This window comes from Burkholderia sp. SRS-25 (assembly GCF_004343765.1).
In the GTDB taxonomy this organism is placed as follows: Bacteria; Pseudomonadota; Gammaproteobacteria; order Burkholderiales; family Burkholderiaceae; genus Burkholderia; species Burkholderia contaminans.
In genome coordinates this window covers 39,937-52,252 of the sequence record NZ_PTXM01000039.1, presented here as the reverse complement: position 1 = coordinate 52,252, position 12,316 = coordinate 39,937, and the positions used below count along the sequence as shown (strand labels likewise).

General features: G+C 67.9%; 8 protein-coding genes and 1 pseudogene. 3 read left to right on the top strand and 6 right to left on the bottom strand.

The features are described from left to right. From C5O79_RS36370 to C5O79_RS36350, 5 genes and pseudogenes are all read right to left on the bottom strand, one after another. Window positions 1-135: pseudogene (locus C5O79_RS36370) on the bottom strand (AMP-dependent synthetase); the annotation flags it as partial. 247 nt (window positions 136-382) lie between these two features. Next, the gene (locus C5O79_RS36365; RefSeq protein WP_240687937.1) at window positions 383-2,317 is read right to left on the bottom strand and encodes a sigma-70 family RNA polymerase sigma factor; all 1,935 of its coding nucleotides are present in this window, start codon (window positions 2,315-2,317) and stop codon (window positions 383-385) included. Next, a complete protein-coding gene (locus tag C5O79_RS36360; RefSeq protein ID WP_046549654.1) occupies window positions 2,274-2,588 on the bottom strand; it encodes a high-potential iron-sulfur protein in 315 nt (104 codons plus the stop codon). The genes C5O79_RS36365 and C5O79_RS36360 overlap by 44 nt, the downstream gene beginning before the upstream one ends. Window positions 2,589-2,690: 102 nt before the next feature. After that, window positions 2,691-3,899 (bottom strand): c-type cytochrome, encoded by a 1,209-nt coding sequence (locus C5O79_RS36355; protein ID WP_122476675.1) that lies wholly within the window; start codon window positions 3,897-3,899, stop codon window positions 2,691-2,693. 80 nt (window positions 3,900-3,979) lie between these two features. Continuing rightward, window positions 3,980-5,701, bottom strand: coding sequence for a methanol/ethanol family PQQ-dependent dehydrogenase (locus C5O79_RS36350; protein ID WP_122476672.1), 1,722 nt, complete (start codon window positions 5,699-5,701; stop codon window positions 3,980-3,982). A gap of 416 nt (window positions 5,702-6,117) precedes the next feature. Here C5O79_RS36350 and C5O79_RS36345 point away from each other — a divergent pair, with 416 nt between their 5' ends. Then, entirely contained in the window at window positions 6,118-8,463 is a 2,346-nt protein-coding gene (locus C5O79_RS36345) for a TonB-dependent receptor (protein WP_131932249.1), read from the top strand. A gap of 67 nt (window positions 8,464-8,530) precedes the next feature. On the opposite strand, the gene C5O79_RS36340 is transcribed toward C5O79_RS36345, so the two are convergent. Further along, on the bottom strand, window positions 8,531-9,547 hold the full coding sequence (locus C5O79_RS36340; protein WP_124619738.1) for an alpha/beta fold hydrolase: 1,017 nt from the start codon (window positions 9,545-9,547) through the stop codon (window positions 8,531-8,533). 315 nt (window positions 9,548-9,862) lie between these two features. Here C5O79_RS36340 and C5O79_RS36335 point away from each other — a divergent pair, with 315 nt between their 5' ends. Together C5O79_RS36335 and pqqA are read left to right on the top strand one after the other, a co-directional pair. Next, entirely contained in the window at window positions 9,863-11,881 is a 2,019-nt protein-coding gene (locus C5O79_RS36335) for a sigma-54-dependent Fis family transcriptional regulator (RefSeq protein WP_131932247.1), read from the top strand. Window positions 11,882-12,213: 332 nt separating this feature from the next. Further along, window positions 12,214-12,288 (top strand): pyrroloquinoline quinone precursor peptide PqqA, encoded by a 75-nt coding sequence (pqqA, locus tag C5O79_RS36330; protein WP_006485436.1) that lies wholly within the window; start codon window positions 12,214-12,216, stop codon window positions 12,286-12,288. Window positions 12,289-12,316: the final 28 nt, after the last annotated feature.

Below are 12,316 nucleotides of genomic sequence, written 5' to 3'. Positions count from 1 at the left end.
TCCTTCGTAATCGCTTTCGGCTTCGGCGGCGAGCGCACGATAGGCCGGCATGCCGGAAATGGTCGCCGCCTGTTCGAGCGCCGCGGGCGGCGCAAACTGACGGGTTTCGTGAAGAACCGATTCAATCTTGGACAAGCGTGTCTCCTTGCGTTCTTGTGATGCCTGACGGTGTTCCGGAAAACGCAACATGCATGCCAGCATCGGCGATCGACGCGCGCCGGCGGCGACAACCGCGGCAGCCGGGGCGCGTGCCGAACGATCGTTACCGGCGGACCACGGCGTGCACGGCAACACGATGCGGCCGGTCGTTCAGAAATGCAGCAGGGTGTGTTGCAGTCCTGAGCATTGGCGTGAAGCTGGAAAGGCTGCCGGTACCGCCGCGTCAGGCGAGCAGCGATCGCAGCGCCGGCGCGTGTCCGAATTGCCGGATGCGCTCGAGCGCCGCCACCTCGATCTGGCGAACGCGTTCGGCCGACAGGTTCAGTTGGCGGCCGATCTCGCGCAGCGAATACTCGCTGTCCACGTCGATGCCGTACCTCAGGCGAAGAATCCATGCTTCGCGCGCGGGCAGGCTGTCGATCAGCGCCGCCACCGCGGAGCGAAGCTGGCCGGCGCTCGCGGCGTCTTCCGGGTTCGGCGCATCGGGATCGATCGTGACGTCGCACAACGTGAGGTCGTGATCGGGCGAAACGGGCGAGTCGGCGGAGACGGGCTCGCGCACGACGCGCATCAGTTCGCGTACCTTGTCGACGGGCAGTTGCATCTGCGCGGAGAGTGCCGGCGCGTCGGCGACATCGCCGGTGCGCTGCCGGTGCGTCAGCGCGAGCCGCGACAGCTTGTTGAGCGCATCGACCGTATGGGCGGGCACCCGTATCGTGCGGCCCTGATCGGCGAGCGCGTGCGTGATCGCCTGCCGGACCCACCAGGTCGCATACGTCGAGAATTTGAAGCCGCGCCGGTGGTCGTAGCGATCGACGGCCTTCAAGAGGCCGATATTGCCTTCCTGGATCAGGTCGAGGAACGGCAGGCCGCGATCGGGATACCGTTTGGCGATGGATACGACGAGCCGCAGATTGCTGCGGAACAGTTTCGTTCTCGCGGGTTGCATCGCACGCTCGATACGCGACAGCCGCGCGTCGAGCGCGACCGCGATGGTGAGCGGCAGCGGCGACTGGCCGGCGAGGCGGGCAAGCGCGATGCGCGCATCGATCAGCGCCGGTGTGTGGCGGGCGACGGCGGCGGCGCATTCGGGATGCGCGGCGATGCAGGCGCGCAGCCAGGCGTGCGCGTCGTCGCACGGCGCGAAGCGGTCGCAGCGCGTCGATCCGGTGCGTATGCCTGATGCGGCCAGCGTATCGACGAGCCGTTTTTCGACCTGGCGCGCCCGGGTGGCGCGCTCAACGTTCGCATGACCGATGCGCTCGATCGCGCGCGACGTGAAGCGGATCCTGCCGGTCACCGCGGCAGCTTCGCGAATCAGCGCGCGATAACGGGCCGACGCGAACCCGTCGGCGTGCAACGCGTGCCGCATCGCCGGTGCCAGCGCGCTGGCGCGCTCCAGCGATTCGGCAACCGCATCGCGCCACGCCGGGCTGTCCGGCGAGAGGCCGGTGTCGCCCGATTCCATGGCGGGGTCGGGCGCCGTGTCGTTCCCGGGCGAATCGTCGTGCGAATCGTCGGGCGGCATCACGGGCGCTTGCGTGAGCCATTCGGCGTTCCCGGCGAACCCCGTCACGTAGACCGACGCCGCGACCTTGCCGGCGCGGATGTCGTCTGCGATCGCGGCGATGCCGGCGAGTGCCTCCGGATCCCGGCTCAATGCGTCGATGCATGCCGCGCGGCCGCTTTCCAGGTGAAGCGCGAGCGCGATCTCTTCGTGGCGGTCGAGGAGCGGCGTCGCGCTCATGTCCCGCAGATAGAGCCGGACCGGATCGTTGGTCCGGCCCGTGATCAGATCGTCGGGCGCGAGCGGCGCCGATGCGTCCGCGAGCCGCAGCGTGACTTCCGGCGCCTGCGCGAAATGACGGTCGAGTGTCCACGCGGTACGCGAGCCGGCATGCGCGCGCACCTCGATGCCGAGCGCGCGGAGCGTCGCCGCGGCCGCGTCGACGTCCGTGCGTTCCGCCGCATCGTCGGGCAACGCGTCGGCGATTTCGCCGTGCGTCACGTAACCGCGATCGATGCCCAGCGCGATCAACGCATGCAGATGGGCCGCGTGTTCGGCATCCGTGGCGCGACGCGGTGCGCTGTCGCGTCCGCGCGCGGCCCCGGGATCAAGCGAGCTTTGCATAGACGTTGCACCAGCCTTCGGCGGCAACCGTCTTGCCCGCGAACATCGGGCACGTGCCGAAGGATTCACCCGCGGCGGCCTTGTAGAAGCGGCAGTTCGAACAGGTCTGGCCGGCCTGGTATTTCGGGAACTTGCCCGCGTCGACGGTCGTGGCTTTGGCGCGGTAGCCGAGCGTCTTCGCGGCCGCGTCGTTTTCATCGACGGGCGGCGGGGCTGCGAATGCGCGGGTGCCGGCTGCGAGTGCGGCGCACAGGCCGGCCGCCTGGACGAAGAAGGTTCGGCGATTGGAGGAGATCATGGCGTTGTCCTGAATGAAATAAAAAGATGAAGCCGGGCCCGCGCGCCGGGCATGCTGCCCGGCGCGGCGGTCGGTCGGTCGAAACGAAAGCGGGCGGGGAAGTTACTTGCGCGGTCCGGCGATGAGCGGCGCCTTCGACGCGGTGGCGGCATCGGCGGTCAGCTTGCTTTTGGACGCGTCATAGCCGTTCGAGTAAAGCAGGAACGCCATCACGTCCTCGTATTCCTGTGCCGTCATCTTGCCGGGGCGATCGGCCGGCATGTTGTTCGACATGTACTGGAAGATGCCGCCGACCGTGATGTGCGACTTGCCTTCGGGGGCGAAGGATTCCCCGCTCAGCGCGGGAGCGGTATTGCCTTCGAGCTGGTCGCCGTGACATTTCGCGCAGGCGTCGCCGTAGAGCTTCTTGCCATGCTGGACCTGCGCCTGGTCGAACGACGGCATCTCGCTGCCTTCGCTGGCCGATACCTTGATGAAGCCGCTCCTTGCCGGCATGGATGGTGCGGACGCGATCGCGCCGTCGAGAAACCGGCCGGGCGCACGCGCGGCGGCGGCTTGCGCGACCGTGTCCGGAAGCGCCCAACCGCGCGTGAGCGAGGCGAGGCGGCCATCGCCGCTCATGCGGGACAGTGTTGCGTCGACGCGCTTTTGCAATGCGTCCTTGCCCGGCCCGAATGCGAACGACAGTTGCCAGATGGAGTAGGGCGAGGAAGTCGCCGCGACCCGGAACCGTTGGCGCGGGTGCGCTCGCTCGTACGCTACGACGCTCGGATACCAGACGATCGCGCGCTGGGCACGGCCCGCGGCGACCGCGCCGATCGTCTTCTCGCTCGTGTCTTCGAGGTCGAAGCGGGCGTTCGCCTGCTGGGCGGCGATCAGTTGAGACGGGCTGCCGTACGTGGCCGCGATCGTTTCCTTGGCGCCGGACGAGGCCTGCGCGTCGAGCAGCGACACGCTGACGTATCCGGCGCGCAGATAGCCTTGCGAGAACGTCATTTTCGATCCCGATGCATCGGCGATTTCCGAGCGTGGGAAGCCGGCGATCACGTCGCAGTCGCGTTCGAGCGATTTCTTCAGCTCGCCGGCGGAGATGCCGTCGTCGCCGCCATCGTCGTCGACGCCGCGCTTGTTGAACGTCGCGACGATGCCTGCGGTGCGGAACACTTCGCGTGCAACGGATCGGTCGAGTGCCGTGGTCGGGCTGCCGGGCAGCGTGCAGATGCGCACGCCGGCCGACGCGGTTGCCGGTGTCAGCGCCACGCCCACGGCGAGCAGACTGGCGACGGTAACGGAAGTGAGACGAGTATTCATGATCCTGTGTCCGGTGGAAGCGGGGAGGGCGTCGCGCCCGCATCGGGCGCATGCGGGCGCGACTCGGGCCTGGCGCCTGGTCAGTCGAGCGCGAACACGTAGAGCGTGCCGCCGCGCGGAACGTCCTTCGCGATGTCGGCCATCGGGCCGCCCCAGATCGGGTTCGCGCCGCCGTAACCGGCCAGCACGGCGACGTATTCCTTGCCGTCGACCTCATACACCGACGGCTGGGAGATGATGCCGCTCGCCAGTTGCGGGCTTTCCCAGAGCACCTTGCCGGTCGCCGTGTCGAACGCATACAGGTGGCCGTCGAGCGAGCCGCTGAACGCGAGACCGCTCGCGGTGGTCGCGACGCCGCCGTTCCACGGCTTCTTCGACCAGTGGCTCCACAGCTTCTTGCCGGTGTTCACGTCGATGGCCGTCAGTTCGCCGTAGCCCTCGCTGCCCGGTTCGGGCTTGATCTCGAAGCCTTCGCCGAGGTACGGCAGGCCCTCCATGTAGCTGACCGACTTGCCGGTGAGACTCATGCACGCATGCAGCGCGGGCACGACCGCGATGTTGCGTTCCTGGTCATAGGAGATCGACCACCAGTTCTTGCCGCCGAGGAAGCTCGGGCACGTTTCGATCGTCGTGCCGGCCTTCGGGAACTTCGATGCATCCTGGATCGGCTTGCCGTCGGCCGTGTAGCCGGTGACCGACAACGCCTTCACGAACGGCGTCGCATAGATCAGCTTGCCGGTCGTGCGGTCGATCGCGTGGAAGAAGCCGTTGCGGTCCGCGTGGATGATCGCGTCGTAGTCCTTGCCTTTGTACTTGATGTCCGCAAGCACGGCCGCGTTCACGCCGTCGTAGTCCCACGTGTCGTTGTTCGTGTACTGGTAGTGCCACTTCAGGTTGCCGTTCTTCGCGTCGAGCGCAAGCAGCGAGTCGGAATACAGGTTGTCGCCGGGGCGCAGCGCCGCGAGCCACGGGCCCGGGTTGCCGACACCCCAGTACAGCGTGCGGGATGCGGCGTCGTAGGTGCCGGTGAGCCACGCCGCGCCACCGCCGTGGCTCTGCATGCCGTCGGGCCAGGTTTCCGCGCCCTTTTCGCCGGAAGCGGGGATCGTGTAGCGTTTCCAGACTTCGGAGCCGTTCTCCGGATTGAGCGCGACGATATAGCCGCGAATGCCGTATTCGCCTCCCGACGTGCCGACGACGATCGCGCCGTCGAGCGCGAGCGGCGCGAGCGAGAATGCGTAACCGAGGCCCGGCTCGAACATCTGCTTCTTCCACACGAGATTGCCGGTCTGCGCATCGAGCGCCGCGACTTCGCCGCTCAACATCGCGACGTAGACGTTCTTGCCGTACAGCGCGACGCCGCGGTTCACGACGTCGCAGCACGCGGTCTTGAACGACGCGGCGCCGAGCTTCGGCTCGTATTTCCACAGCTGCTTGCCTGTCTTCGCGTCGAATGCATAGACGTTGTCCTTCGGCGTCGTCACGAACAGATAGTTGCCGTTGATGATCGGCGTGGCCTCGAAGCCCTGCTTCAGGTCGGCGGGGAACTTGTAGGCCCACACCTGCTTGAGATCCTTCGCGTTCGACGTGTCGATCTGCTTGAGCGGCGAATGCGAGCGGCCGTCGTAGGTGCGGTAGTAGGTCAGCCAGCCGGGATCGCCATGTGCATCGGTCAGGCGCTGGTAGGTCACGGCCGGGTAGTCCGCGGCCGCTTCGACGAGGCCGGGGTTCAGCGCGACGGCGGCTGCCACCGCGATTCCGATCGTCGCCAGCCGGCTCGCTGAAGCCGAGAATTTCTTCATGGTTGTCTCCTGAGTCATTGTGGTCGCACCGCCGCGAACGGTTGATCGCGCCGGCACGGTTGGGAATCCGGGCCGAGTGCCCTGCCCGTTACGCAAGTCGCATGCCATCGCGGTGCGAAGCCCGCGCGGCGCGGCATACCGGCGCAGCGCGCGCGATGCGCCGTCGAACACGCCGGGCTCCGGCATCCCCGAAGGTGTTGCATTCAGGTACACCGCCGTGCATGAAGTGTTGCCAAACATGACAGGTGACGCAGCACGCGGGACAGGTGGGCCGTCGCACGCTTCCATGCCGCGCGGAACCGATGCGCCGTGCAGGCAGCGCTGGCATGGTTCTCGCACGCGCGCTTCTCGACACCACATCGCCGCGCGGTGCATTGCACGATCCGGCGGAACATAAAAATACGGAGACAACGGAAATGATCAGGAGGCCAAAGGCAGCCGGGCGGCGCAGCGCGATGCGAGGCGGCCGGCGGGCGCGATGCGTCGGCACGGCCATCGGTGCGCTTGCGCTCGCCGGGCTGTCGCCCGGCAGCGCGCGTGCGCAGCAGCAGGCGGAGGGTGCCGCGCCGCCTGCCGCCGCCATCGCGTCGCAAGCGTCGGCCGTGATGTTGCCGGCGGTGGTCGTCGTCGGCACGACGCCGCTGCTCGGAATCGGCACGCCGCTGTCGAAGGTGCCGGCAAACGTGCAGACGGTGCGCGGTGCGGAACTCGACGCACAGCACCGTGCGACGCTGACCGACTTCTTCGCCGCAAACCTGCAGAGCGTGACGATCTCGGAGGCGCAGGGCAACCCTTACCAGACGGACGTCAACTATCGCGGCTTCACCGCGTCGCCGCTGCTCGGCACGCCGCAGGGGTTGTCGGTGTTCGTCGACGGCGTGCGCGTGAACGAGCCGTTCGGCGACGTCGTGAACTGGGACATCCTGCCCGCGCAAGCGATCGATCGGGTGCAGCTGATTCCGGGCTCCAATCCGGCATACGGACGCAATACGCTCGGCGGTGCACTCGCGATCACGACGAAGGACGGCAAGACGAACCCGGGCGGCGAAGCGGAGGTGTCGGGCGGCTCGTGGGGGCGCAAGACCGCCAGCATCGAGCAGGGCGGGACGATCGGCGCGAACCTCGACTACTACGCAACCGCGAACGTCGCGAACGATGGCGGCTGGGCCGACCACAACGCGAGTCGCGTGCGCCAGGCGTTCGGCAAGCTGCGCTACACCGATGCGGACACGACGCTGTCGATCGCCGGCGGCGGCGCGGACAACACGCTATACGGCACCCAGACGATTCCGCGCTCGTTCCTCGGCAACCCGAAGCAGGCGTATACGTATCCGGACCAGAACCGCAACAGCGCCGGCTACCTGACGCTGTCGGGCGACCGGTTCTTCGGCGAGCACGTCGAGCTGAGCGGCAACGCGTACTATCGGCACCTGCGAAACGCCAATACGAGCAGCAACAACAATACGGATTACGGATCGACCGGCGACGACGGCACGGTCGACACGGTGCAGGGCAGCAATGCGCGGTCGACGATCGTTACCGACAGCTACGGCGGCAGCGTGCAGCTCACGCTGCTCGGCAAGCTCGGCGGGATGGCCAACCGGCTGATTGCGGGCGTCGCGGCCGATGTCGCGAATTCCAGCTACGTCGCGTCGTCGCAGGACGCGTATTTCACCGATACGCGCGCGGCGATCGGCGTCGGCGATTTCGTCCAGCAGACCCGCGCGAAGACGCGCAACGCGAACGTCGGCGTGTACCTGAGCGACGCACTGTCGCTGACGCCGCACTGGACGCTGACGCTGTCGGGCCGCTACGACTGGTCGAAAGCGCAGATCGGCGACGAGAGCGGCGTGCAGCCGCTGCTCGACGGCAACCATACGTTCTCGCGCTTCAATCCGGCGGTCGGGCTGAACTGGAACCCGGTCCCGGGCTTCACCGCGTATGCGGCGTACAACGAAGGCATGCGTTCACCGACCGCGATCGAGCTGGCATGCGCAGACCCTTCCGCGCCGTGTTCGCTGCCGAACGACTTCATCGCCGATCCGGCGCTCAAGCCGGTGATCTCGAAGACGTTCGAAGCCGGCGTGCGCGGCCGCATCGGCGCCGCGACGACCTGGAGCGCCGCGGCCTACCGCACGACACTGACCGACGACATCCAGTTCATCAGCAGTCCGACAAGCGCGCAGGGCTATTTCCGCAATGTCGGCGATACGCGGCGGCAGGGTATCGAACTGGCGGGCCGCACGCGGCTCGGGCCGTTCGGTGTCGGGCTGTCGTACAGCTATGTGGATGCGACCTACCGTTCGTCGTGGACCGAACACAGCCCGGCGAATTCGTCGGCCGATGCGAACGGCAACGTGACGGTCAAGTCCGGCGACCGCATGCCCGGCATTCCCGCGCACACAGTGAAGCTGAGGCTCGACTACGCGGCGACGCCCGCATGGGATATCGGCGCGAACGTCACGTGGCGCAGCGGCGTGTATGCGCGCGGCGACGAGAACAACCAGGACGTGAACGGCAGGCTCGCGGGCTACGTGCTCGTCGATCTCGACATGCGCTACCGGATCACGAAGCGGTTCGAGGTATTCGCCAGCGTGACGAACCTGTTCGACAAGCGCTATGCGAGCTTCGGTGCGCTCGGCCAGAACTTCTTCAACGGACCGAATCACACGTTCGACGGCGCCAATCCGGTGAACGAACAGTTCGTCGGGCCGGGTGCGCCGCGCGGTGCGTGGATCGGTGTGCGCTATGCGTGGGATTGAGCGTGGCGCGGCCGCGCCGGTCGTCGCGTCATGGCGTGAACAGGCGCAGGTTGCGCGGCTTCCGCGATCACATGAACGCTGACGCCGCGAACATCGTTGCCACGGCGCGTGCGACGCTGTGTGCCAACGCCGGGTCGCTTGCGAGATGCCCGGCATGCACGCGTTCGATCACCACCTCGGGTGCGGCACGCGCGAGGCGAACGACGTTGGCGGCCGGGCACACGGGGTCGTGCATCCCGTGCGCGGCGAACAGCGGCACCCCCGCCCGCGCCGCCCGACGCGCAAGCGCAAGCACGCTGCGCTCGCCGAGCCAGCAGCCGCGCTGCAGGTAGTGTGCCTGGATCCGGTATTTGTCGATCAGCCTGCGAACAGTCTTCTCCGAGCGGATCGCCCGCGCAGGCGAGCGGCGCGTCCGCGCCGAGGCGAGGACGGCGTTTTCGTACGCGTGCCACGCGAGCGCCACTGCGCGCTGGTGTGCCACGCTTGCGCCGCGGCGCAGCCGCCGCGCGCAGCGCGACAGCAGTCGCTCCGCGTGGCCGCCGCCGGCCGCCGCATGCAGGCGCCGCCATTCGCGGGGCGCTCGCGTGCGCGACGTCGTGAACAGTCGGCGGACCTCGCGTGGCGACGTCAGGAACAGGCCGCGCAGTACGACGCCGGTCACCCGCGCGGGATGCGTGCCCGCATAGGCGAGTGCGAGCGCGGCGCCCCACGATCCACCGACGACGCCCCAGCGCGCAATGCCGAGCTGTTCGCGTACTGCCTCCAGGTCGGCGATCAGCCGCGCGGTGCTGTTGTGGCGCGTGCCGCCGCGCGGCGCGGAGGCCCCTGCACCGCGCTGGTCGACGAGTACGACGCGCACGCGGGTCAGGTCGAACAGCCTCAGGATGCCGGCCTGGCTGCCGCTGCCGGGCCCGCCGTGCAGCACGACGACCGGGTGGCCGTGCGCGGCGCCGGCCACGGCGAACGCGATCGATTGGGCATCGCGCCGCAGGCGGCGGACGGCGGGGACGGCGGGCGGCGCCGGTGTATCGGGCAACGCCCGCATCGCGGGCGACGGCGTGGATCGATTCGGGCGGCGTGTCATGTCGATAAGGCTCGGTGTGGAGTCGGCGCAACCGTCACGCGGCCGCATGGATGTCCGGGCGGCCGCTGGGCTTGACCTGCGACAAAGCCAGAAACGCGCCAGCCGCGAAGATCGGGATTCGCACGGGTAGTCACGCGTCCGGAAATCGCGGTATCACGAAGCCGGCCTGTTGCGCAGCGCACATGCACGGGTGTGCCCGGATCGTTCATTACGTCCTGCTTTCAGTTCGGGCGGTGACGCTGGCGTGGCCCGATGCTTGCTTGCAAAGACGGCAAAGAGTCCGGCAAATGACCGGAAGGATCCCCGGAGGAGACAATGCGCGATGACGTAGAGCAGGCGGCCGGAACACGGGCCGCGCATCCCGCCGGCTGGCCCGCGCCGTCGATTCAGAAAGCCCACGAGCGGTCCGAGACATTCGGCCTGCAGGTATCGGCCCGGCCCGACTACGATGTGTTGCCGAGCTCGGCGCTGGTGCTCAAGCGCGAGCAGAGCCGGGTGCTGTGCGTGCACGCGATGCCGGTGATGGAAACGCTGCACGAGCAGATCGTCAACACGCAGAGCATGATCGTGCTGACCGACGCCGAAGGTCTGATCCTGCATTCGATCGGCGACGACGATTTCCTGCGTCGCGCGGAGAAGGTCGCGCTGCGCCCGGGTGCGAACTGGGCGGAGAACCGGCAGGGCACCAATGCGATCGGGACGGCACTTGCCGAACTGTGCCCGATGGTCGTCCACGGCGACCAGCACTTCCTGGCGGCGAACCGCTTCCTGACCTGTTCGAGCGTGCCGATCCTCGATCCGTACGGCGATGCGATCGGCGTGCTCGACGTGACGGGCGACCATCGCAGCTATCACCAGCACACGATGGCGCTCGCGAAGATGTCGGTGCAGATGATCGAGAATCATCTGTTTACGACGACCTTTCAGGAAACGCTGCAGGTGTCGTTCCATGGCCGTCCTGAATTCCTCGGCACGCTGATGGAGGGAATCGTCGCGTTTACCGCCGACGGCCGCTTCCTGTCGGCCAATCGCAGCGCGCAGTTCCAGCTCGGCATGCCGCTCGCCGCGCTGCGCGCGCATACGCTGTCGTCGCTGTTCGACGTCACGAGCGCGCAGCTGATCGACCGCATGCGCGCGAGCACCGACCGGCACCTGACGCTGAATCTCGGCAACGGCGCGGTAGTGTGCGCGCGCGTGCACTTCCGGCGCGCGACGCTCGCCGAAGGCAGCCGGCCGACGGACGTCCACGATGCGCTTGCGCCGGCCGCGCGTGCGACTGCAGTGCCGGCGCCGGCCGCCGGCACGTCGGCCGGCCTGTCGCGGCTCAACTATCTCGACACCGGCGATTCGCAGGTCGCCTGCGTGATCGCGAAGGTGCGCAAGGTGATCGGCAAGGACATCCCGATCCTGATCACCGGCGAAACCGGCACCGGCAAGGAACTGCTCGCGCAGGCGATCCACAACGACTCGCCGCGGCGCGACGCGCCGTTCGTTGCGGTCAACTGCGCATCGATTCCGGAGACGCTGATCGAGTCCGAGCTGTTCGGCTATGAGGAGGGCGCATTCACCGGCGCGCGCCGCAAGGGCGCGATCGGCAAGCTGCTGCAGGCGAACGGCGGCACGCTGTTCCTCGACGAAATCGGCGACATGCCGTATCCGTTGCAGGTGCGGCTGCTGCGCGTGCTGCAGGAGCGCCTCGTCAACCCGCTCGGCTCGACGAAGACGATTGCCGTGGACATCGCGATCATTTGCGCGACGCACCGCGACCTGCGCGACATGATCGCGCAGAATCGCTTTCGCGAAGATCTCTACTACCGGCTGAACGGCCTCGTGGTGCGCCTGCCGCCGTTGCGCGACCGCACGGATCTTGCGGTGGTCGTGCAGAAGATGCTGCAACGCGAGGCGTTCGCGGGGCCGGGCCGGCCGCCGCTGTCCGTCGCGCCGGACGTGATGGCGCTGTTCGTGCGCTGCACCTGGCCCGGCAACTTCCGCCAGCTCGGCAACTTGTTGCGCACGGCGGCGGCGATGGTCGACGACGATGGCGAAATCCGGCGCGAGCATCTGCCGGACGATTTCTTCGACGACCTGCGCCGCGGCGATGCGCAGGCCGCCCAGGTCATGCACGAGCCGTCTGCCGGACCGTGCGTCGCGGATGCGCTCCCGCCGGCCGACGCGCGCCTGCAGGACGTCGCGGCGTCCGCGATCGCCGCCGCGCTCGCGCGCCATGGCGGCAACGTGTCCGCCGCGGCGCGCGCGCTCGGTGTCTCGCGCAACACGATCTACCGGAAGATGCCGGCCGCCGACACGGAGCGCCGCCCGTCGGACGAGAACTGACGCGCCGGCCGCGGGATCCCGGCCGGCGCACCGCGCGCGTCCTGTCACAACCGGTGTGTCAAGTTGCAACACCGGTGTTCAACGATTCAACACCTGTCACACCCCTCGCACACCGCGCCGCGGGGGCGGAGGATCACGCGTGCGCGAATCCTGTCGGCTATTCGTAAGGATGGCATTCCGATGCCCGAACGACGGCCTTATGCGGCCGCCGGACGGCCGACGCGAGGTTTCGGCACGCTCCTTGCTGAAGAGGAACCGACCGCCCGATTTCCGCGGTTGTTCGACTCACCACGCAACGCATCAACTCATCAACTCGATCAGGAGACAACATCATGCAGTGGACGACACCGTCTTACACCGACCTGCGCTTCGGCTTCGAAATCACGATGTACATCGCCAACCGCTGATCGCCGTGCGTGCCGCCCGTTTCGCCGT